19 protein-coding genes and 1 riboswitch are annotated in these 21,974 nt (G+C 63.7%); of the genes, 7 read left to right on the top strand and 12 right to left on the bottom strand.

Going from position 1 to position 21,974, the window contains the following annotated elements; all coding sequences use genetic code 11:
• A complete protein-coding gene (locus ACXAEK_RS10685) occupies positions 1 to 984 on the bottom strand; it encodes a membrane dipeptidase (protein ID WP_475041806.1) in 984 nt (327 codons plus the stop codon).
• A gap of 138 nt (positions 985 to 1,122) precedes the next feature.
• The gene (locus ACXAEK_RS10680; protein ID WP_475041805.1) at positions 1,123 to 2,568 is read right to left on the bottom strand and encodes an aldehyde dehydrogenase family protein; all 1,446 of its coding nucleotides are present in this window, start codon (positions 2,566 to 2,568) and stop codon (positions 1,123 to 1,125) included.
• 106 nt (positions 2,569 to 2,674) lie between these two features.
• Here ACXAEK_RS10680 and ACXAEK_RS10675 point away from each other — a divergent pair, with 106 nt between their 5' ends.
• Positions 2,675 to 3,562, top strand: coding sequence for a LysR family transcriptional regulator (locus ACXAEK_RS10675; protein ID WP_475041803.1), 888 nt, complete (start codon positions 2,675 to 2,677; stop codon positions 3,560 to 3,562).
• Between the two features lie 11 nt (positions 3,563 to 3,573).
• On the opposite strand, the gene ACXAEK_RS10670 is transcribed toward ACXAEK_RS10675, so the two are convergent.
• On the bottom strand, positions 3,574 to 4,350 hold the full coding sequence (locus ACXAEK_RS10670; protein ID WP_475041801.1) for a pyrroline-5-carboxylate reductase: 777 nt from the start codon (positions 4,348 to 4,350) through the stop codon (positions 3,574 to 3,576).
• 13 nt (positions 4,351 to 4,363) lie between these two features.
• On the bottom strand, positions 4,364 to 5,386 hold the full coding sequence (locus ACXAEK_RS10665) for a LacI family DNA-binding transcriptional regulator (protein WP_475041800.1): 1,023 nt from the start codon (positions 5,384 to 5,386) through the stop codon (positions 4,364 to 4,366).
• A gap of 113 nt (positions 5,387 to 5,499) precedes the next feature.
• Here ACXAEK_RS10665 and ACXAEK_RS10660 point away from each other — a divergent pair, with 113 nt between their 5' ends.
• From ACXAEK_RS10660 to ACXAEK_RS10640, 5 genes are all read left to right on the top strand, one after another.
• Positions 5,500 to 7,011: a tripartite tricarboxylate transporter permease gene (locus ACXAEK_RS10660; protein WP_475041799.1), complete on the top strand. Its 1,512-nt coding sequence runs from the start codon at positions 5,500 to 5,502 to the stop codon at positions 7,009 to 7,011.
• On the top strand, positions 7,008 to 7,463 hold the full coding sequence (locus ACXAEK_RS10655; protein ID WP_475041798.1) for a tripartite tricarboxylate transporter TctB family protein: 456 nt from the start codon (positions 7,008 to 7,010) through the stop codon (positions 7,461 to 7,463). The genes ACXAEK_RS10660 and ACXAEK_RS10655 overlap by 4 nt, the downstream gene beginning before the upstream one ends.
• Positions 7,464 to 7,505: 42 nt before the next feature.
• Complete coding sequence (locus ACXAEK_RS10650; RefSeq protein WP_475041797.1) at positions 7,506 to 8,465, top strand: Bug family tripartite tricarboxylate transporter substrate binding protein; 960 nt, start codon at positions 7,506 to 7,508, stop codon at positions 8,463 to 8,465.
• Positions 8,466 to 8,795: 330 nt separating this feature from the next.
• Complete coding sequence (gene sauS / locus ACXAEK_RS10645) at positions 8,796 to 10,217, top strand: acylating sulfoacetaldehyde dehydrogenase (protein ID WP_475041795.1); 1,422 nt, start codon at positions 8,796 to 8,798, stop codon at positions 10,215 to 10,217.
• Entirely contained in the window at positions 10,214 to 11,710 is a 1,497-nt protein-coding gene (locus ACXAEK_RS10640) for an AMP-binding protein (protein WP_475041794.1), read from the top strand. The genes sauS and ACXAEK_RS10640 overlap by 4 nt, the downstream gene beginning before the upstream one ends.
• Before the next feature lie 30 nt (positions 11,711 to 11,740).
• Here the strand turns inward: ACXAEK_RS10640 and ACXAEK_RS10635 are convergent, their stop codons facing one another.
• Genes ACXAEK_RS10635 through ACXAEK_RS10625 form a run of 3 tightly spaced genes read right to left on the bottom strand, consistent with a single transcriptional unit; the run spans position 11,741 to position 14,555 of the window.
• Complete coding sequence (locus ACXAEK_RS10635) at positions 11,741 to 12,502, bottom strand: ABC transporter ATP-binding protein (RefSeq protein WP_475041792.1); 762 nt, start codon at positions 12,500 to 12,502, stop codon at positions 11,741 to 11,743.
• The gene (locus tag ACXAEK_RS10630) at positions 12,499 to 13,548 is read right to left on the bottom strand and encodes a FecCD family ABC transporter permease (protein ID WP_475041790.1); all 1,050 of its coding nucleotides are present in this window, start codon (positions 13,546 to 13,548) and stop codon (positions 12,499 to 12,501) included. Before ACXAEK_RS10630 ends, ACXAEK_RS10635 begins: the two co-directional genes overlap by 4 nt.
• The gene (locus ACXAEK_RS10625) at positions 13,545 to 14,555 is read right to left on the bottom strand and encodes an ABC transporter substrate-binding protein (RefSeq protein WP_475041789.1); all 1,011 of its coding nucleotides are present in this window, start codon (positions 14,553 to 14,555) and stop codon (positions 13,545 to 13,547) included. The genes ACXAEK_RS10630 and ACXAEK_RS10625 overlap by 4 nt, the downstream gene beginning before the upstream one ends.
• 140 nt (positions 14,556 to 14,695) lie before the next feature.
• Positions 14,696 to 14,888: riboswitch (cobalamin riboswitch) on the bottom strand.
• A 127-nt stretch (positions 14,889 to 15,015) separates the two neighbouring features.
• Between ACXAEK_RS10625 and ACXAEK_RS10620 the strand changes: the two genes are divergently transcribed.
• Complete coding sequence (locus ACXAEK_RS10620; RefSeq protein ID WP_475041787.1) at positions 15,016 to 15,537, top strand: N-acetyltransferase family protein; 522 nt, start codon at positions 15,016 to 15,018, stop codon at positions 15,535 to 15,537.
• Between the two features lie 50 nt (positions 15,538 to 15,587).
• Here ACXAEK_RS10620 and ACXAEK_RS10615 read toward each other — a convergent pair whose 3' ends face one another.
• The 5 genes from ACXAEK_RS10615 to ACXAEK_RS10595 are packed head-to-tail and all read right to left on the bottom strand — an operon-like array spanning position 15,588 to position 21,896.
• Complete coding sequence (locus tag ACXAEK_RS10615) at positions 15,588 to 16,409, bottom strand: enoyl-CoA hydratase/isomerase family protein (protein WP_475041786.1); 822 nt, start codon at positions 16,407 to 16,409, stop codon at positions 15,588 to 15,590.
• 3 nt (positions 16,410 to 16,412) lie between these two features.
• Positions 16,413 to 18,467, bottom strand: a complete 2,055-nt coding sequence (locus ACXAEK_RS10610; RefSeq protein ID WP_475041784.1) for an acetate--CoA ligase family protein — start codon at positions 18,465 to 18,467, stop codon at positions 16,413 to 16,415.
• Positions 18,464 to 19,579 carry a mandelate racemase/muconate lactonizing enzyme family protein gene (locus ACXAEK_RS10605; protein ID WP_475041783.1) on the bottom strand — a complete coding sequence of 372 codons (1,116 nt, stop codon included), beginning with the start codon at positions 19,577 to 19,579 and terminating at the stop codon, positions 18,464 to 18,466. Before ACXAEK_RS10605 ends, ACXAEK_RS10610 begins: the two co-directional genes overlap by 4 nt.
• Positions 19,576 to 20,712 carry an alcohol dehydrogenase family protein gene (locus tag ACXAEK_RS10600; RefSeq protein ID WP_475041782.1) on the bottom strand — a complete coding sequence of 379 codons (1,137 nt, stop codon included), beginning with the start codon at positions 20,710 to 20,712 and terminating at the stop codon, positions 19,576 to 19,578. Before ACXAEK_RS10600 ends, ACXAEK_RS10605 begins: the two co-directional genes overlap by 4 nt.
• Entirely contained in the window at positions 20,709 to 21,896 is a 1,188-nt protein-coding gene (locus ACXAEK_RS10595; RefSeq protein ID WP_475041781.1) for a TauD/TfdA family dioxygenase, read from the bottom strand. The genes ACXAEK_RS10600 and ACXAEK_RS10595 overlap by 4 nt, the downstream gene beginning before the upstream one ends.
• Between the last annotated feature and the right edge of the window lie 78 nt (positions 21,897 to 21,974).

Genomic DNA, 21,974 nt, shown 5'->3' with positions numbered 1-21,974 from the left:
CTATCCCTTTGGGCCAAAGTTTTCGGCAAAGAACCGGTACCAGTTCCCGCCCATGATGCCGCTGACCTCGTCATCGTTCATGCCCGTCGCGCGAAGGCCCTCTTCGATGTTTCCAAAGTCGCGGTTGTCCTTGAACCAGCTTGGCATTTCCGGGAAACCCGGAGCGGCGGCTGATCCTTCGCCGTAATCGATTTCCTTGCTCCAGCGGCCGACGCGCATCCATTCGACGACGCTGTCGGGCTGATCCTGGCAGAGGTCGGTACCGATGCCGAGGTGCTGCACCCCGTATTTGTCGGCGGTGCGGGCAATCATCTCGCAGAAGCTTTGCAGGGTGCAGGCGCCCTTGTCTTTCAGGTGGTGCGGATAGACCGAAAATCCCAGCATGCCGCCATGGCCGGTGACTGCGCGGATCACATCATCCTTCTTGTTGCGCAGCGCGGGCGACCATTCGTGCGGGTTGGCATGGGTGATGGCGATCGGGCGGGTGGAGATCTCTGCCGCCTCAATGGTGGAGCGGTCGGCAGAATGGCTCATATCTACTACGAGGCCAACCCGGTTCATCTCCTTGATCACCTGCTTGCCCATGCGGGTGATGCCGGGATCTTCGGCCTCGTAGCAGCCGGTCGCCAGCAGCGACTGGTTGTTGTAGGTGAGCTGCATGAAACGCGCACCCAGGGTGTGCAGGATCTCGACCAGGCCGATATCGTCTTCCATCGGCGAGGGGTTCTGGAAACCGAAGAACACCGCGGTGCGGCCAGTCTCGCGGGCCGTGTCGATGTCAGAGGCCCACTGCCCCTTCATGATCAGGTCCGGGTACTGCTCGAACCAGCGGTTCCACTTCTCGAAGTTCAGAACCGTCTCGCGGAAGTTCTCGTGATAGGCAATGGTGACATGGATCGCGTCCACGTTGCCCTCACGCAGCTGGCGGAAGATCTTTTCCGACCAGTTGGCATATTGCAGGCAGTCGATACGGTATCCGGTCATTCAAGCACCTCGGTTTTCTAAATCCAGCACCCAGCGTTCAGACAGCGGGCGAGATGCGCCCGTCCTAGGGGAGAGAAGATGGACGGGCGCTTCTGCTAACTGGCAGCCCGGCTGCGCGGCACTGCCAAGGTTTCAGTCTCAGGCCGGCTTGCCGGCGCTGATGTAGGCGGTCTTGACGGTCGTATAGAACTCCGCCGCTGCCTTGCCCTGCTCGCGCGGACCATAGGAGCTGTCGCCGCGGCCGCCGAAAGGCACGTGGTAATCGGTGCCTGCGGTCGGCAGGTTGACGGTCACAACACCGGTGCGCGCGTTGCGGCGGAAGTGGGTGGCGCGGGCCAGCGACTGGGTGACGATGCCCGAGGTCAGGCCGAAGTTGGTGTCGTTCACCACAGACAGCGCCTCGTCATAGCTGCCGACCTTGATCACGCTGGTCAGCGGCGCGAACATTTCCTCCCGGTTGATGCGCATGTCATTGGTGGTGTTCAGGAACACGCCGGGGGACATGTAGAAGCCCTCGTGCGGCATCTCCAGGCGCTGGCCGCCGCAGGCCAGTTCGGCGCCCTCGGAGGTGCCCAGATCGACATAGGCCAGGTTCTCATTCAGCTGCTGTTCGCTGACCACCGGGCCCATCTGCACGCCTGCTTCCAGCGCGTGGCCCACTTTCATTGCCTGTGCGCCTGCCACCAGTTTTTCAACAAAGGCGTCGTGCACGGCTGCGTGGACCACGAGCCGGGAGGAGGCGGTGCATTTCTGACCGGTGCCGCCAAAGGCGCCGCCCAGCGCCAGGGTGACGGCCAGATCCAGGTCGGCGTCGTCCATCACCGCCAGCGCGTTCTTGGAGCCCATCTCCATCTGCACTTTGGTCAGGTTCTGGATCGCTGCGGCGGCAATGCCCTTGCCGACCGGCACCGAGCCGGTGAAGGAAATGGCGTTCACCTTGGGGCTTTCGACCAGTCGCTGGCCGATCGAGCGGCCGGAACCCATGACCAGCGAGAACAGGCCCTTGGGGATGTCCTGGCGCTCGATGATTTCGGTCAGGGCCACGGCGGACGCCGGGGTGATGTTGGCGGGCTTCCAGACAACGGCGTTGCCGTAACAGAGCGCCGGCGCGATCTTCCAGGACGCGGTTGCGGTCGGGAAATTCCAGGGCGAGATAATGGCGACAACGCCCACAGCCTCGCGGCGCACGTCGACTTCAATGTCCGGGCGCACGGAGTTGGCGTTTTCACCGATCTGGCGCAGGCATTCGGCAGCGTAGTAGGTGAAGAACTGGCCGGCGCGGTAGACTTCACCTTTGCCCTCGGCCAACGGCTTGCCTTCTTCGCGACTCAGCAGCGTGCCCAGCTCTTCGGCGCGGGCCATCAGCTCATTGCCGATGTTCATCAGAACCGCCTGCTTGCGCTCCAGGCCATAGGCAGCCCACTCACGCTGCGCGACTTGAGCCTGATCCAGGGTCGCTTCCAGCTGATCGGCGCTGGCCTGGGCAAACATGCCAACCAGATCGCTCAGATCCGACGGGTTGCGGTTTTCGATTTCGCTTTCGCCAGCCAGCCATTCGCCGGCAATCAGGTTCAGTTTGGTCACGGTACGGGCCCCAGATGCTGAATTTCAGGTTTGCAGCAGGATGGACTTCCGCCCCCGCATCAGTCAAACTCAATAAACTGAATGCAATTTCAACTATTCTGAAGTCATGGCCCTGAAGATCGAAATGCTGCGCGCTTTTTGCACCGTGGCGCAAACCGGGAACCTGTCTGAGGCGGCGGACAGGCTGGGCCGGACGCAATCCGCTGTTTCAATGACGCTGAAACAGATGGAGGAGCATCTGGGCAAGAAGCTGTTCGAAGGCGAGCGCAAGAACCAGTTGTCGCCGCTGGGCGAGCAAGTCTTTGAACTGGCCCAGAAACAGGTGCGCCAGTTCGATCAGACCCTGCAGAGCATCGAAATGGCGGCGGAGGCGATCCACGGGCTGATCCGCATCGTCTCGGTGCCGTCGGTCGCGGCACTGGTGTTTCCATCTGTGCTGGAGCACATGACAGAACGCTACCCGGGACTGAAGGTCGAGCTGCGCGATACCGATACCCAGCAGGTGCTGGACGCGCTGGCCGAGGGCAAGGCAGACATCGGCATCGCCTCGGGCTATCACCCGGTGAACGGCGTCAAGGCGGTGCCGTTGTTCGAGGACCGCTTCGGGCTGGTCTGCTCTACCGACCACCCGCTGGTGCTGCAGGAGCATCCGCCGGTGATCGCCGAAATCACCGGCGCTTCTTTCGTGCGCAACGCGCTGTGCGATCTGATCCGCAACGAACGCTTTGTCGCGGCCAGCGGTTCGGCCGATGTGACCATCCACAACACCCATTCGCTGATCACCATGGTGCGGACCGGAAAATGGGTGACGGTGCTACCCCAGACCGTGGCCCGTTTCATGCCGGAAACCACCGCCTTCCGCCCCATCGCCGACCTGCCGGACAAGCGCGAGGTGTATCTGTATCAGCGCGAACGCAGCCGTTTTGCCGCGCTGACAGAGGAATGCTGCGCCTTTATCCGGTCCTGCGATCTGTCCGCGGACTTGCCTGCCTGAGTTGCCAGGATCTACAGCTTGGCCGTCCGCAGCCGGGCCGCGATACTGTCCAGCCCGTCCGTCAAAGCTTTGCTGCCGCCTGCACTATCAAACATCTGGAACAATTGCTCATTCAGGCCGCCCGGGGTGGAGTGTGCTTCCCTGAGAGTGCCAAAACTGCTGCCTCTGTCCGCCTCGGCCCGGTTTGCCAGCCCGCTGAAGACACCGGTCAGATAGGCCTGCGCGCCATCTTCGCAGCAGCCTTGCGCCGCAAGCCAGCCCGATGCAGTTTCCAGCACACCGAAATATGTGCCCATCAGGGCGCTGGCGGCTGCGTATGCATCGAACTCCTCAACCGTGCTGGTTGTCACGGCCGTACCCAGCCCCGCAAAAAGACCAGCCATGGCCTGATCCTCCGGGTAGAGAACCGTTACCCCGCGCCGGTCCGCCACGGCAGGCAGCGGGATTGCGCGGGTAAGCTCCACGTCAGCGCCGATCCATTTGCGCAGCCGCTCATGCGTCACCGTGGCAATCAGGCTCACCACCTTCTGGCCTGCCCGGAAGGTCAGAGGTTGCAGCACCTCCTCGGCCACCTGCGGCAGCACCGCGAGGAACAGAATGTCCGCCTGATCCGCGATCTCCTGGTTGTCTGCCGTGACCTGCACCTGTGCCGAGGCTGCCGCCAGCCGGGCTGAAACCGCGCGGCTCCGCTCGGACAAGAGGAACTCGTGCCCAGCGCCTTCCTGTTTCAGCAGACCAGTGACGATGGCCTCGGTGATCACCCCGGTGCCGATAAAGCCGAATTTCATACCCCTGCCCTCCTCAAATCCGCGCAGTTGTGCCGCGCAGGATGGGCTCCAGCTCACAGCACAGTTTGAACGCCTCCGGCGCCTCTGAGGTGATATAGCTGGTGAACCGCTCGCCTGCGAGCGTGCCGATGGTTTCCGCCGGGATCCGCACTGTGGTGAGGCCGGGTTCGATATCTGCCGAGCCTTTGAAATCGCCGATCCCCATGATGGACAATTCATCCGGCACCTGCAGCCCGCAATTCTGCGCCCCGTAGAGCGCGCCCTGGGCGATCACGTCGTTGCCGCAAAGCAAGGCAGTCGGGCGCGACGCCCCGGACAGCAGCTCCAAGGCCGCCTGCTTGGCCTGGGAAACACTGTAGGGGGCCTCGGATTTCCGCTCGCCGGGCACGGAAATACCATGGGTTTCAAGCACTTCCATTGCCGCCGTCAGCCGGTGCCAGGCCCGGTCATTACCGCGGGTGTCGGGAAAGATCAGACCAATGTCGCGGTGGCCCAGCCCTAGCAGATGCTCTGCCGCCATTCGGCCCGCCTGCCGGTTGTCGGCGCCAACGCAGGGCAGCTCCGCATCCTCCGCGTAGTTCCAGATCGCCATCGCCGGGGTTTCCTGCTGTGCGATCAGCCGGGCGGTGGCGTCGGAGTGCTCCAGCCCGATCAGCGCCACGCCGTCCACCCGGTGCTCCATCAGCTTGCGCACCATCGCGTATTCCCGGTCCAGATCGTAGCCGTGCGAGGCCAGCAGCAGGGTAAAGCCGGCCTGGTCAATGGCATCCGAGAACGCCTGGATCACCTCGGCAAAAATCGCGTGGTTGATGGTCGGCACCACCAGCCCGATGGTGCCTGACCGCTTGCCATGCATCATCTGCGCCGCGCGGTTCCGGACATAGCCCAGTTTCTGCACCGCGCGGGTGATCTTCTTGCGAGTCGCCGGGCTCACCAGATCGGGGTGATTGAAGGTGCGCGACACCGTGGAGGGTGACACTTTGGCTGCCTTTGCCACCGCAACGATATCCACGTTACCCTTCTGTTTTGGCGCCATAATCCCCGCTCCTCCGGTAAGATTTATGAAAACGTTTGCAATACTATTTTCATGGCCTAACCTGTTTTGTCAACAAAAGCAAAAGCGCGATCAGCCGGGTTGGGAGGCCCCGAATGGACTTCATATTTTACTTCGGAGACGTATTCTCACCGCTGTCATTCCTGCTGCTTCTGGGCGGCACGATTGGCGGGCTGATCCTGGGGGCGACCCCGGGGCTTTCCCCCACCATGGCAGTGGCGCTGCTGATCCCCTTCACCTTCCATCTGGAAGCGGTTCAGGGCCTGATCCTGCTGGGAGCTGCCTATACATCCACCGTGGCCGGCGGCGCGGTCAGCGCGATCCTGCTGAAGATCCCCGGCGCGCCCGCCAATATCGCCACCACGCTGGACGGCCACAAGATGGCCAAACAGGGCAAGGGCGCCAAAGCGCTGCAGCTGTCGTTCCTGGCCTCGGCTGTCGGCGGCATCTTCGGCGTGCTGCTCTTGATCTTCCTGACGCCGGTTCTGGCGCAATGGGCGCTGGCCTTTGGCCCCTCGCATCTGTTCTGGCTGGCCATTCTGGGCGTCACGGTGATCGGCTCTCTGGACTCGGCCTCGGTTGTCAAAGGCCTGCTGTCCGGCTGCATCGGATTGTGGCTGGCGACCATCGGCTTTGACGACATCATGGGCGCCCAGCGCTTCATCTTCCATCCGTCGCTGGGCGGCGGCATCAACATCATCGCGGCCCTCATCGGACTGTTTGCCATCCCTCAGGTGCTGACCATGTTCGCCAAGGGCCGCCGTGCGCAGGGCGCCGAGGTGATCGAAGTGCAGAAACATTCGGTCCTCGACGCCACCAAGGAACTGCTGCGCCGTCCGCGTGCCTTGGGCATCGGCACCATCACCGGCTCGATCATCGGGCTGATCCCCGGCGTCGGCGGCCAGATTGCCGGGCTGGTGGCCTATGATCAGACCAAGAAGTTCTCCTCGGAGAAGGAGAAATTCGGCCAGGGCCACAGCGAAGGCGTAATCGCCGCAGAATCCGCCAATAACGCCATGGTCGGCCCCTCGCTGGTGCCGCTCTTGACCCTGTCGATCCCCGGCAGCCCCACCGCTGCCGTGCTGCTGGGCGGGCTGCTGATCCACGGCATCTTCCCGGGCTCCGACCTGTTCGACAACCACCCGGATGTGGCCTGGACCTTCATCAACTCGATGCTGGTGGGCCAGGTTCTGATGTGCCTCTTCGGCCTCTATGTGGCAGGCCTCGCCGCCCGCGTCGCCCAGGTGCCGCAATCGGTGATGGCCGCCATCGTGCTCGCCCTCTCGGTCTTCGGCGCCTACTCGGTGCAAAGCTCGATGGGCGACGTCTATGTCATGGCCTGCCTCGGCATCGGCATGTATTTCCTGGAGCGTTTCGGCTTTTCCGCCGCGCCGCTGGTGCTGGGGCTGATCCTGGGCCCGATCGCAGAGTCCAACTTCATCCAGGGCGGCATGATCGCCGACGCCACAGTGGGCAAGGCCAGCTACTTCCTGTCCGGCGGGCTGAACATCTTCCTGATCGCCGTGGTCGTCGCCTCCATCGCCTACTCGGCCTGGATGGAGCTGCGGACCCGCCGCTACACCACCAAAGAGGAGGCGCAGGCATGAACCGGTCTCAGCACATCCTTGGCTCCGGCCTGGTCTTTGCCGTTGGGATCTGGGTTGCCTGGGTCAGCTATACGCAACAGCCTGCCGAGGCTTTCCTGTTCCCGCGCCTGATTGCATCCGTCTTTGTGGTGCTGGCGGGCTGGACCTTCGGCAAGGCAGTCCTGGGCCTCAGCAAGGTCGGCTCGGGCATCTCGCGAGCCATGTTCATCAGCATGGTGCCCGGGTTGGCGGTGATGGCGGTCTATGTCTTCTGGGCCGCCAAGGCGCTGGGGTTCTACACCGCCACCGCCATCGCCTTTTTCATTCTGCTGTCGCTCTACGACCCGGCGCCGCACTCCGGGGGCAAGACCTGGGCCAAGCGCTCACTGATCACGGCTGTGTTCGTGGCAGTGATGTACGGCCTCTTTGCCAAGCTGCTGAGCGTCTACACGCCGCGTGAAATTCTGTTCTGACCGGCTTCAACCCGGTCCGAAATCAATAGGGAGGAGAAGAAAATGAAGAAACTGATTGCAAGCGCCACCATAGCGCTGATGGGCCTGGCAGGCACCGCCATGGCTGAGGAATATCCAGAGCGGCCGATCATGATGATGGTCTCCTACGGGGCCGGCGGGGCGACCGATTTCCAGGCCCGGATTGTCACCATGACCGCCGGCAACGAGGACGCGCTGGGAATGCCCATCGCCATCATCAACAAGCCCGGCGCGGGCGGCCGTGTCGGCTGGAACTGGTTTGCCACCCAGGCCGATGCCGACGGCTACACGCTGGCGGCCTACAACGTGCCCCACTTCATCGCCCAGTCGATCAAAGGCGGCGTGCAGTATTCTGCCGACAGCTTTGAACCCATCGCCAATTGGGGCGCCGACCCGGCGGTGTTTGTGGTTGCGGCTGACAGCCCCTTCAACTCGATGGCGGACGTGATTGCCCACGCTAAGGAAAACCCCGGCAAGCTGACTTTCTCCGGTGCCGGCCTGTTTGTGGGCCACCACATCGCCGCGCTGCAGATCGAAAAGGCGGCTGGCGTCAAGATGGCCTATATCCCGACCAAGGGTGGCGGCGCAGCGGCCATGAAAGCGGTGATCGCCGGTGAGGTGATGGGCGGGGTCAACAACCTGTCCGATGCCTTCCGCGCGCAGGAAGCGGGCAATGTGAAGATCCTGGGCGTCGCCGACCTGCAGCGCTCAGAGTTTCTGCCGGATGTGCCCACCATGCAGGAGCAGGGGTTGGACGTGGACAATTCCTCGGTCAACTTCCGCGGCGTGATGGTGCCCAAAGGCACACCGCAAGAGGTGATCGACGAGCTTGCCGCCACCGTGCCTGAGATGTTCGCCAACCCGCGCGTCGCCAATAAGATGCAGGCCGGCGGCTCGCCCATGCACATCATGACCCGCGACGAGGTCAAGGAGATGTGGGCGGCGCGCGAACAGACGCTGAAGGAACTTCTGGCCGGGCTCTGATCCCTAGGGCCTGCTGACCTTCGCCCTGCGCCGCTGGGTTCTGCCAAAATCCGCCAGCACAAGGCAATTTCGCGCAGTAAGGGTGGCCCCATTTCAAGCGGAATTAGCGCAGAGATGGCGGATTTGGGCGAAATCCCTTCGGGACGCGGTGAATTTTGCACCCGGCGGCGCGAACTTACCCTTCCGGTCAACCAGACCGCTGCGGGTAAATTCACTGGCCGGACACAAAATTCGCCTCGCGCCAGCGGTGCAGGGCGAAGGTCAGCAGGCCCTTGTGCCGAAACCCTCCGAGGCAGCGCCCCTGCCCCGGACAATCAATCGAGGAAAGACATGAACGCTCAGGACGCACTCGCCTCCGGCACCGCCGGGGTGGAACAGATCGTGGCGCGCGCCCGCACCGCCCAGAAGGCCTTTGAGGCAGGCGGCAGCCAGGCGCAGTATGACAAGGCAGCATTGGCGGCAGGCTGGGCCATCATGGAGCCCGCCCGCAACCGCGCCCTGGCCGAGCTGGCAGTGGAAACCACCGGCCTTGGCAATGTGGCAGACAAGATCACCAAGAACCACCGCAAGACGCTGGGCCTGCTGCGCGACATTGCCGGCGTGCAGACCGACGGCATCATCAGTGACGACCCGGAGACCGGCATCACCGAAATCATGCGTCCCATTGGCGTGATCGGCGCCGTTGTCCCCTCGACCAACCCTGCGGCCACGCCTGCCAACAACATCATCAACGCGCTGAAAGGCGGCAATGCCATCGTGGTGGCCCCCTCGCCCAAGGGTGTCGCCTCCTGCGAGCTTCTGCTTTCCTATATCCATGCGGAGTTCGCCAAGTTGGGCTTCGACCCGGATCTGGTGCAGATGATCCCTGCGCCCGGCTCCAAGGCCAAGACCCAGGCGCTGATGGAGGCCTCCGACAGGGTGATCTGCACCGGCAGCCAGAACAACGTCCACCGCGCCCAGTCCTGCGGCACGCCCGCTGTGGCCGTCGGCGCCGGCAATGTGACCGTGATCGTGGACGAAACCGCAGACCTGGCGGATGCAGCCGCTAAGATCACCGCCTCCAAGACCTTTGACAACGCCACCTCCTGCTCCTCGGAGAACTCCGTGGTGGTAGTAAATGCAATCTATGATCAGTTCATCGCAGCCCTCGCCCGGGAAGGCGGCGCGCTGGTACGTGAAGCAGACGCCGCCGGTATCATTTCCAGGCTTTGGCCCGATGGACAATTGAACCGCGAAGTCATCGCCCAGGACGCCGGCAAGATGCTGGCTGCGCTGGATATGTCCGGCAAAGTCCCCGCAGACACCAAGTTCCTGGCGGTGGAAACCAAGGGCATCGGCCCGGACCACCCGCTGTCGGGCGAAAAGCTGAGCCGCATTCTGGCCGTCTACCGGGCCGCGGATTTCGCCGATGCCAAAGCCATCGCATCCCGTATCCTTGACTATCAGGGCGCTGGCCACTCCATCGGCGTCCACACAGCCAAAGACGGCCGCGCGGTGCAAATGGGCCGCGACATGCCCACGTGCCGGGTGATCGTCAACCAGGCCCATACCTTCGCCACCGGCGGCGCCTTTACCAACGGAATGCCGTTCTCCCTGTCGATGGGCTGCGGCAGCTGGGGCGGCAACTCGATCGACACCAACCTCAACTGGCGCCATTTCGTGCAAACCACTAAAATCGTGCGCGAAATCCCGGCCCGCGAACCCGCGCTCCAGGACATCTTTGGCAGCTATTGGGCGGAGGCGGGCCAATGATGGAACCGCCCAAGGGAACCATCCGCAGCTGGCTCGACACACGCGCAGAAGAGGGCGGAACCGGCTTTGTCTTTCCGGACGGCGGCCCCGATCTGAGCTGGCAGGAGCTGCGCGATACGGCGCAAGCCATTGCCCGCTATCTGACCGCTAAGGGCATCGCCAAAGGCGAAAGCATCGCCATCCTGCACCCCAATGGCCGCGAGGCGCTGGAGTGCCTGTTCGGCGTGCTCTACGGCGGCTTCCGCGCCACCATGATCAACCTGGTCGCAGGCAACAGTGCGGTGTCTTACGCGCTGCAGCACAGCGGCGCCCGCTTTGCCTTTGTGCATGACAGCCAATTGGACCTGTTTGAGCAGACTGCCGATCTGTCTACCCTCTCCCCATTGGACAGGCAGGCAGCCCCTGGTGGTCCGCCGGCAGAGCTGCACCCGCTCTCTGCCGGGGACCACGCTTTGCTGATGTACACTTCCGGCACCACCGGCCAGCCCAAGGGGGTGGTGCACAGCCACGCCAGCCTGCTGGCCGGCGGCTGGACCACTGCCGTCGCACATGAGCTGACCCCACAGGATCGCGGCCTTTGCGTGCTGCCGATCTACCACATCAATGGGCTTTGCGTGACGGTGATGGGCACGCTGATCTCCGGCGGCTCGCTGGCGATGTGCGCGCGCTTCTCCGCCAGCCGGTTCTGGGCCCATGCCGGTTGGTCGCAGGCGACCTGGTTCTCGGTGGTGCCCACCATTATCTCGCACTTGCTGCATTCGGACCTAGACCCCGTCGACAGCACCCGCGCCCGCATCCGTTTTGGCCGCTCGGCGTCGTCAGCCTTGGCCCCTGACGTGCAGCATGCGTTTGAGGGCCGCTTTGGCATGCCCATCATCGAAACCATGGGGCTGACGGAAACCGCTGCCCAGATCCTGTCAAACCCGCCCCCACCGGGCACCCGCAAGATCGGCTCCCCCGGCATTGCCTATGGCAATGAAGTCGCCATCCTCGACGCCAATCAAACCCCCATCACCGATGGCAGCGAAGGCGAGCTGGCGGTGCGCGGCCCCAATGTGATGCTGGAATACCTCAACAATCCTGAGGCCACCGCCGGCACCTTCACCCCGGACGGCTGGCTGCGCACCGGCGACCTGGGCCGGACCGACAACGACGGTTATGTCTTCGTCACCGGACGGCTGAAGGAATTGATCATCAAGGGCGGTGAAAACATTGCCCCGCGCGAGATCGACGAGGCGCTTTACTCCCACCCGGATGTGATCGAGGCCGCCGCCTTTGGCCGCCCCTGCAAGAGTTATGGCGAAACGGTGGAGGCAGCGGTCACGGTCCGCGAGGGGTCCAGCCTGACACCGCTTGAATTGATTGAGATCTGCCAGTCCCGGCTGGGACGGTTCAAGTCGCCGGATGAAATCCACTTCCTGCCAGACCTTCCCAAGGGACCGTCCGGGAAGATCCAGCGCAACAAGATCCTAACAGTGATAGGGAACGGCTGAACCAGGGCCTTGACTGCCTTGGCTTTGGTCTCAGGCAAGGTGAAACGACAGAAACGGGTCCGCGCCGTTTGCGCCATGCATCCAGCGGGCCTTGATCCCGAAGATTTCGGACACCGTTTCCGGGGCCAGCGCCTGCTGCGGCGGCCCCAAAGCGGCAAGCCGCCCGTTTGACAGCACCGCCACCCGGTCGCAGGTCATTGCCTGGTTCAGATCGTGCAAGGCGACCACTGCGGTCACTTTCAGGTTCCGGATGCATTCCAGGATCGACAGCTGATGGTGGATATCCAGATGGTTCGTCGGCTCATCCAGCAGCAGCAGCCCCGGCTGCTGCGCCAGCGCGCGCGCAATATGCAGCCGCTGCCGCTCGCCGCCGGAAAGGGTGGCCCATTCGCGCTGCGCGAAACTCTCCATTTCGACGGTGCGCAGCGCCTTGTCCACCAGCGCCGTGTCCCTGCCGTTCCAGGGCTTCAGCGCCGACAGCCAGGGCGTGCGCCCCAGTTCCACTACTGCCCGCGCAGTGATCCGCTCGGCGGTATCCGACTGCTGCTCGACAATGGCGATCCGCCGGGCGATCTCACGCCGGTTCAGCCGGGCCAGCGGCTCTTCCGCAAGCAGAACCTCGCCCTGCGACGGCCGTGCCAGGCCGGACAGCAGCCGCATCAGCGTCGACTTGCCAGAACCGTTCGGCCCCACCAGCGCCAGGGTCTCGCCCGGCTGCACCGCCAGCGACACGTCCCGCAGCAGCTGCTTGCCGCGCACGGAAAAGCTCAGGTTGCGGGCCTCGATCTTCATCGCGGCCCCCTCTGGCCGCGCACCAGGATGATGGCAAAGGCCGGCGCCCCGATCAGGGCAGTGACAACCCCGATGGGCAGCACCTGGCCGGGGATGATGATGCGGGACACGATGTCGGCAGCTATCAGAAAAACAGCGCCCGTCAGCGCCGCAGCCGGCATCAGCCTGCGGTGGCTGGGGCCTGCCAGAAACCGTGCCGCATGTGGGATCACAAGGCCTACAAAGCCGATGGAGCCGACAATCGACACCATCACCGCGGTCATCAGCGCGGTGGCAAAGATCAGCACCACCTGCACCCTGCGGACGGGAATGCCGAGCGACGCGGCCGAATCGCTGCCAAAGGTGAAGGCGTCGAGCGCCCGGGCATGGAACCGGCAGATCATCCAGCCCGCCAGCGCCAACGGCACCGCCAGCCACACATCCGGCCAGCGCACGCCGCTGAGGTTGCCCATCAGCCAGAACATGATGCCGCGGGCCTGATCGGCATTGGCGGATTTGGCAATGATGAAGGCGGTGAGCGCATTGAACAGCTGCGAGCCTGCTATGCCCGCCAGCACGATCTGCGCTGCAGCCGCGCGGCTGCCCCCTGCCCCGGCCGCCCGCGCCAGGATGGCCACAAATCCAAAGGCCAGCAATGCGCCGTTGAAGGCGCCAAAGGGCAGCGACAGTGCACCGCCGCCCAGCCCCGCGATGGTGACCGCAACCGCCCCCGTAGAGGCACCGGCTGAAATACCGAGGATGTAGGGGTCTGCCAGCGCGTTGCGCAGCAGCGCCTGCAGAACCACGCCCGTCACCGCCAGAGCTGCCCCGCAGGCCGCAGCCACCAGCGCCCGCGGCAGCCGGTAGCTCCAGATGATGCCCTGATCCACCGGATCCACCGGCAGCCCAGCACCCGCCAGCTTGTTGGCCAGAACCGACAGGACAAGGTCAGGCGCAAGCGCGGTCTCGCCGATCATTGCGCCTGCCAGAACCGCCGCAGCCAGCACCGGCAAAGCCAGGCAAGCGCCCCGGACGCTTTGCCACGCTAGTGCGGCGGCTGCGCTCATTCGCCGTTGCCGATCGCGCTGAGTTCAGCTGCCAGGTCCTCCAGCGCCGGGATCGCGCGGATGGTGGCATCCATGGCCTGGGCATCCATCACCACGATACGGTTGTTCTTGACCGCGTCCATCTGGCTGGCGACCGGGTCATTGCGCAGGAAGTCCAGCTTTTTCTCGTAGTCATCCGCGGCAAAGCGGCGGCGGTCCATGCGGGCAATCACGATCACCGTCGGGTTCGCCTTGGCGATGGTTTCCCAGCCAACGGTCGGCCATTCCTCGTCCGTTTCGATGACGTTCTTCAGGCCCAGCTGCTGCATCATGTAGCCCGGCGCGCCCTTCTGGCCGGCCACAAATGGATCGCTCTCCATTTCCGGCGAAGAGAACCAGAACACGGCAGAGGCGCCGTCCAGTGCAACCTCCTGCGCCTTGGCAACAGCAGCGGCTTCGCGCGCCTTGTAGTCGGCAACCAGTTCTGCGCCCTTTTCAGCCTCGCCAAAGATCGCCGCCAGTTCCTCGATGCCCTGGTAAAGGCTCTCGGTGGTGAACATCTGGGTCCTCGTGCCGTCACCGCCGGTGGTGTTGTCTTTGCCGACGCAATCCGCGGGCATCACATAGGTCGGGATGCCGAGGTCATGGAACTGCTCGCGCTTGGCAACGATACCTTCGGGGCCGACATGCCATTCATACTGTGCCGCGACCAGACCGGGGCGCTTGGCCACCACGCTTTCAAAGCTCGGGTCGTTGTCTGCCAGGCGTTCGACCTTGTCGTTCAGCTCAGCATATTCGGGCAGCACATCGTTGAACCAGACCGAGGTGCCCAGCACCTTTTCGCCCAGGCCCAGCGCATAAAGCACTTCGGTGGCGGCCTGGCCGACGGTCACGGAGGAGGCAACCGGCGCCTCGAATGTGACGGTCTCGCCGCAGTTCTGAATGGTCAGCGGAAAGTTTTCGCTGGCGGCGGCAGCCTGTGCAGCAGCAACGAAAGAAAGGCCCATCAGGCCGGAACGCAGAAACATGATTTCGATCTCCATGTGTCAATGACCGGAGAACGGGTGAAAGGGTATTGACCGCTAAGGCAGGAGGTCAGCCCCCCATCGCGTCACCGTCCAGCGGCGGCGCATCTTACCGGCAACCTCCCCGGACAACCCCGTCCGGTGTGCTTCAGTTTTCACCGGCAGGTCTCCTGACTGGCGGGTCATTGCCTGCGCCGTCTTCCCGGGCCGTTGAGGTCCAGTGACATCATGGCGCAGCACTCGCCGCCTACAGTTGCGGGGGCAGTTCCGTTTGGCGCCGGTTGGCGCCGCGGATTCCCTCTTAGCCCTTTCGGGACCGGTAAATCGCCCGTAGCGCATCGCTTCCGTTGCGGCAAGAAAAAGTTGCGGTCCCTGCCACAATCCTGCGGGCAAAACATCTTCGCCCCCGGTGGCGTCTACCGGCCATTGAGTGATGCGATCTTATTGGTATCCTGTGAGCCGTATGACCCGGCCCCGTCTCCATATCCGTTCCGCTGCGGCAGCTGACCTGCCGCAAATCGCTGCCTTGCATACAGAGAGCTGGCAGTCCGCCTATGCCGGTGATTTCCCGCAGGCGCGGCTGCACGGGGAGATTAGCAGCCAGCTTTTGCGCAAATGGCAGGCTTACCGGCCGGAACCGGGGGATATTCTTTTGATCGCGGAACACGCCGGACACCCCGCCGGGCTGCTTGGTTTTTGCGCCGTCTGGTGCCGGCCGGAACCCTATCTGGACAATCTGCATGTCTCTCCGGCGGCACAGGGGTCAGGTGCTGGCAGCAGCCTGTTCCGGGCCGCGGTGCAACAGTTGCTTTCCAAGGACCAGCGCAGCCTGTCCCTGACTGTGTTTCAATCCAATCAGCGGGCACGGGCGTTTTATGCAGGGCTGAACGGCCAGGAGACCGGCACGCTGGAATTGGATGTTTTCGGCACCCTGATCCCCAGCGTTACAGTCACTTGGCCGGATCTCTCCCAACTCCCGCTCTAAAACCGCGGCCTACCCCGCCGCCGCCGCCCGGCTGCCCCTCTGATCCGCTTTCAGTCCAGCCCTTCATAGCGGGCATTGGCCTCTTTCAGCGTAGCCTTCAGGCCCTTCTCGATCGTCGATTTGGAAAACGCTTCATATTCCGGGACCGGCTGGGCGCCCATGATTGCAACCTGCTCCAGGTAATAGTCCGTGGCTGTGCGCAGGCCCTGCATCTCATAGACACGGTTCAGGTACATCTTGTGCATCCACTGCATCTCGCGCGGCATCCGGGCCATCAGCAGCGCCTTCTTGCGGGTGGCCTCTTTCAGCTGTTCCAGCGGCACCACATCAGTGATCAGCCCCATTTCCTTGGCTTCCGCCGCGGTCAGTTCACGGCCCGTCAGCAGCAGGTCCTTGGCAGTTTTCATATTCACCAGCCAGGGCAGGAACATGCAGTGGCCGGAGATGCCGTATCGCACCTCGTTATAACCAATGCGGGTATCATCAGAGGCGATGGTGATGTCGCAGAACAGGCTGAGTTCAAACCCCTTGCCGATGGCGATGGAATTGACGCTGGCAATGACCGGCTTGGTCACTCGCCAGGGGGTTGTGAATTCCTCGAACTGCTTGAAGTAATGGGCGCGGTATTCATAAATCGAGGTCCGGTCCTCCTCCGCGTCTTCATCCAGATCATGCCCGGCGCAGAAGCCGCGGCCGGCGCCCTGGATCACGATCACATTGACATCGTCATCGGCATCGGCGCGCTCCAGCCCGGCTTGCAGTTCGGCAATGAGTTTCAGGTTCATCGCATTCAGCTTTTCCGGCCGGTTCAGGGTCAGCCAGCAGATATGGTCGGCGTCGACCTCGTAGATCAGATGGGTGTAGTCGGTCATGGCTCAGCCTTTCAGGGTCAGGACCGCGTCGGCAACCACCGCGCGGGTTTGGGTGAGCAGCAGCGGGTTCACTTCCAGCTCTGCAATTTCAGGGTGATCGGCAGCAAAGGCGCAAAGCGCCTCGATGGCGTCCAGCGTTGCGGCGAGGTCTACCTCAGGCCGTCCCCGGTAGCCGAGGATCAGCGGCGCCAGCTTCAGGCCCCGCAAAGCCGTTTCGATATCCGCACGCGGTGCGGGCAGGATCAGGGTGGCGGTGTCCTGCATCAGCTCCACCGCGATGCCGCCAACGGCCAGCGTCAGGGTGAGGCCGATGTCCGGCACATGGCGGATGCCAGCCAGCAGCTCTCCGACTGGATCCTGTATCATTTCCTCGATCAAGAAGCCTTCCGCCACAAGCCTTTGTTCAGCGAGGCGTTCTGCCATGGTACTGATTGCAGCAGGCAGGTCTTCCGGCGCGATGTTCAAAGCCACAGCGCCCGCCTCTGTCTTGTGCAACAGCCCCGGCACGATGGCTTTCACCGCGCAGGTGCAGGGGATTTCCACCAGGTTGTCCGGACCAAGTACAACCCACTGGCGCGGCACGTCCAATCCCGCTTCGGCGAGACGGGTTTTCGCCTCCGCTTCACTCAGCGTCCTGCCAGGCTGATAGGCCGGGCAGTCCTCAGCACACAGGAGCATCGCTTCGGGATCCATTCTCTCCCGCATGGCGCCATAGCGCGCCGCATGGGCAACCGCCCGCAAGCCATCCTCGATCCCCTGCAGCGGCGCCATACCGCTGGTGATCATCCGCTCGCGGGCTTCACGCGGCAGCGCCTCGGCCAAGGTGTTGACGAAGGCCGCCGGGCGGCCGCCCTTGGCCTCGGCCAAGGCGCTGGTGGTGGCATCCCAGGTCGACATATCCCAGCCGCCTTCGGGCGGGTAGCACATCACCTGGGCAAAGAGGTCATACCCATCCTGCGCAAAGGCCTGGTAGATCGGCAACTGATCGCCTTGCGGCCAGCCATGGGCATCGGAGATATCCAAGGGGTTCGCGGGCCCCACATAGGCAGGCAGGGCCGCATCAAGCGCGGGCGCGGCCTCTGCCGAGGGCGGTAGCATCTGCAGCCCCGCCTTTTCGGCAATATCGCCGCCCAGCACCGCATAAGAGCCTGAGGAGGTGATAAATCCTGTCTTCATACCCTTTGGAATGGGCGTGAAGCTCAGCATCTTGACGGTTTCGATGGCTTCCGAGGGCGTCGTTACTTCGATCCAGCCAAAGCGGCGGAATAGGGCCGAAGCCACCGCCGCATCGCCCGACAGGGACGCGGTATGGGATTGCGCGGCACGGGTACCTGCCTCGCTGCGACCGCCTTTGATGGCCACCACCGGAATGCCCTTGCGCGCGGCCTTGGCAGCGGCCTGCGAGAGCTTTGCAACATCGGCGATGCCCTCGAAATAGACATTCACCGCCGTTACCCGGCTGTCATCCAGCACCGCGTCCAGCATGTCAGCGACGCTGACCATCGCCTGGTTGCCGAGCCCGATCATATAGGCAATGGGCTGCGAACGGTCGGCGCATCCCAGGTCGCTCAGGTAGGCGCCGCCGTTGGAGATCACCGCCACCCCTTGCTGCGGCGCGTGATTGCCGAAGTGATCCATCATGAAGGCGCTGCCATCCAAGAAATTGGCGATACCGGGGCAATTGGGGCCGATCACCGGCATATCTCCGGCTGCCTCGATCATTTCCGCCTGCCGCGCGGCGCCATCGGCGCTTTCGGAGAAGCCGGAGGTGATGCAGACCATCCCGCCGCAGCCGTTCCCGGACAGGGCGCGCACGGTTTCGATGACCGCCTCCTTGGGGATCACCAGGATGGCGAGATCCGGCACCCAAGGCAGTTCCGCAGTCGAGGGCACGCAATCCAGCCCGGCAATCTTTGCCCGCTTGGGGTTCACAGCCATGGCCTCGCCAGTGAAGCCATTGGCCTTCATGTACTCAATCGCAGGCGCTATGCCGCCGCCGCCAAACCAGGCCACGCGGGCCGGGTCCAGCATCCGTTTCAAACGCTCCGCTTTGGTCACAGGCTGTACTCCGCCACTGGTTCGCCCAGCACGTCCGAGTTGACCTCAACGCCAAGGCCAGGCGCGCAGTCCTCCGGCACCTTCACGCGGCCGTTGACCACCGGGAACGGGTTCTTCACCACCGGCACCGCGGGCAGGTGGTAGTCATAAAGGCCAAAGGTTGCCGCCGCAGGCAGCCCCTGCGCCAGGTGGGACACCGCAGCCAGCGTCAGGCCGGTGCCATAGAAATCCTCGATCCGCATCGGGATGCCAAGGCGCAGGCCGGTTTCTGCCAGATGGCGGTGCTCGGAGATGCCGCCGGTGCAGCCCATCTTGAGCACCGCGGCATTGATCACCCCATCCTCAGCCGCGCGGATGAAGCTGTCCTGATCCTCGATCGCCTCGTCCAGCATCAGCCCCAGTCCCGTGTGACGGGCAACGGTGCGGCATTGCTCGTAGGTTTCGCAGGGCTGTTCGATCAGCGGCGCCAGGTCACGCACCAATGGCATCACCTGCATTGCCTGATCGACACTCCAGGCACGGTTCACGTCGAACCAGCAGCGCTCATCCTCGCGCATGGCCTCTTGGCAGGCGCGGATGCGGGCGACCTCCAGCTGCGGGCTGCCGTGGCCGATCTTGATCTGGAACAGCTTGTACCCTTGCGCGCGGAATTCCTCGATCTGGGCCACCTGCTCCTCGGGCGAGGCGGTGTTCACCAGGCACAGGACCGGCATGTCCTCAACCACCCGACCACCCCAGAGGTCGACCAGCGGCAGGCTCCGCGCCTTGCCTTGCAAGTCCCACAGCGCCATGTCGATCACCGATTTCGTCGGCTTGTGGCCGCGCATGGCAAAGCGGATGTCTTCCATCCGGGCGCGGTGGTTCAGCGGGTTCTGGCCCAGGAGTGCCGGTGCAATCAGCTCAATCCCTGCGCGGGCCGACTGCGGCGAGGTCGGCAGGTAGTAGGAGGGTGCAGTCATCGTCTCACCCCAGCCCGTCAGCCCGGCGTCGGTGCCGATCCGCAAAACCGTGGTCTCCAGCGGGACCTCCATGCTGAGGGCCTTGGTATAGCGGGTCTCAACCCCCCATTGATCCAGCACCACGCGGTAGACGGTCAGTTTGGTGATCTTCATATGCGCTCCTCCCTGGACGCGTCCTGCGGCGGGATCAGCACCATGCTGCCCACATGGTGTTTCTGCAAAAACGCCTCCTGCGCGGCGGCGATTTCAGACAATGGCCGGGTGGCTGCCACAGCCGGTTTCAGCCCGCCCGCGTGCAGGATTTCTATGAGCCGCGGGAAGGTCTCCTGCAGATAGGCGGTGGAGCCGAAGAAGCTGAGGGTCTTGAGGTAAAGCGTGCGCAGATCGAGGGCCACATTCGGCCCGGCAATGGCGCCTGCAGTGACATAGCGCCCGCCGCGTTTCAGCAGCGAGAGGTATTCGGTGAAGCGGTCTCCGCCCACCACATCGGCAATCAGGGTGAACTTGCGCCCCTCCGTGGCGGCCAATGCGGCACCTGCGTGGTTTGCAGTTGCCCGGTCGATCACATGGTCGGCGCCGATGGCCCGCACGCCCTCCGCCTTGGCCGCGCCGCAGACGGCCACGACCTCCGCGCCATAGTGCTTGGCGATCTGAATGAGGAAAGTGCCAACCCCGCCGGAGGCACCGGTGACCAGCACCAGGTCGCCGGCCTTGAGGCCTGCCATCAGCATCATGTTCATCGCAGTGCCGCCGGAACAGGGCAGCGTCGCCAGCTGTGCATCCGAGAACGGCAAGTCATCTGCCACCGTCACGGCGTTGCGTGATGGGACCTTGGTGAACTGGGCAAAGGCGCCGTCATGTTCCGAGCCGAGAAAACCCGCGTTCTCCAGCCACTCCGGGTCTTCCGGATCATAGATATAGGGCGCGCAGACCACCCGCTCGCCAATGCGGGCCGGGTCTACCCCCTGCCCCACGGCGGCAATGCGGCCAACACAGTCAGCGCCTTGGATGCGCGGAAAGCGGATGTCGCCGGCCCAATCACCCATGCCGCCCTCGTCAACACCAAAGCCTTCCTGCCCGCCGGCCTCGGTGGTGCCATCGCCGACACCGGAGTTGTACCAGCCGGTGCGGGTGTTGATGTCGGTGTTGTTCATGCCTGCGGCGGTCACCTGGACCAGCACTTCACCCGGCCCCGGCTGAGGCACCGGGACGTCGGTACGGTACTGCAAGCAATCCAGCCCGCCATAGCCGGTCAGATGCACCGCCGCCATTTGTTTGGGGATCATGACTGTGCCTCCTGCTCTGCCTCGGCCCGGAACTGGCGCTGGAGCGTGCGGATGCGCGAATGCAGGTCGTCACGGTCGGAATAGATCCCCTCGATGAAACGCGTGCCGCCCTTGGCGTCGTAACCCGCCCGGCCGTGCAAGGCGCGGCGGTTGTCGAAGGCCAAGAGGTCGCCCGGCTCATAACGGAACACCATCTCGTAACGGGGATCCTGCGCCCGGGCGCAAAAGGCGCGGTAGGCCCTGTAGGCGCGAGCCTGCACCTCCAGCGGCGCCTTCAAGGGCGCGCGCAGGAAGGTGTTGTAGCGCACGCCGGTGATGTTGCCCTTGGCGTCAGTCTCCACCACCGGCCCGCGGGCGCGGTAATCCGAGCGGCGGGCGCGGTTCGAGTACTCCCAGACATCCATCACCAGCGAGTGGAAATGCTCCGGTTCCTCCTCCCGCATGTCCTCGGCGATCCGGTAGGCGTCCACATAGATGCCCTCGCCGCCCGTGGTGGTATTGTCGCGCGTATACAGGAACTGCAGCCCGTGCGGGGTTTCCCGGGTCGGCATGTCAATATGCTGCAGCAGCTTGTCAGGGGTAAAGGCCTGGCTGTCCGGGTCGTCCTTGATCGCCAGCACATACTGGCGGCCAAAGTTGCTTTCGCGGACCGGGCCGATGCGGGTGACGATCTCTTCCAGCAGCCCGTCCTGCTGCGGCAGCCCGCGCAGCCGCGCGACGCCGTAGTCGCGCAAGGCTTCCAGCCATTGCAGGAACACGCGCGGGTTCTCCAGCGCCTGCGGCCCGTCAAACGTCATCGGCTCCGGCAAATCCTCGCCGCGCCACAGGATTGGCGGTGCGGGCTCCTCCTCGCCGAACCAGGCGGTTCCGCGCAGCCAGCCGGGGTGGTAGGCACTGGCAGTGCCATCGGAGAAGCTCACTTGCACCGCTCCGTTTTCAAGCATCCCGGCCCCGGTAACAGCCACCTCTGCCTCAATCCCGTTTGGCGATATGCACATCTCCCGCGCCTTGGGATGGATCGTTGCCGCATCAGGGCTGTTTTCGCGCAAGAGCAGCACGTGGTGCCGGCTGGTCAGGCCGTCCGACCAAACCACTTCAAGCGCTTCCGCAGTATGTTTCAATTGCGTTGCGTGATGATCAACCGGCCAAACGTCGAAGTCCGGTGTCCAAGGCAGCTCACTCATGTCGTCTCCTCCGTTCAGACGACTGTAGAAAGAGAAGTGAAAAGCTTCTTGACCGCAAATAGCAAAAACTTAACATTA

The organism is Leisingera sp. ABM4_101 (assembly GCF_056158725.1).
This window is presented reverse-complemented; position numbering and strand designations above follow the sequence as displayed.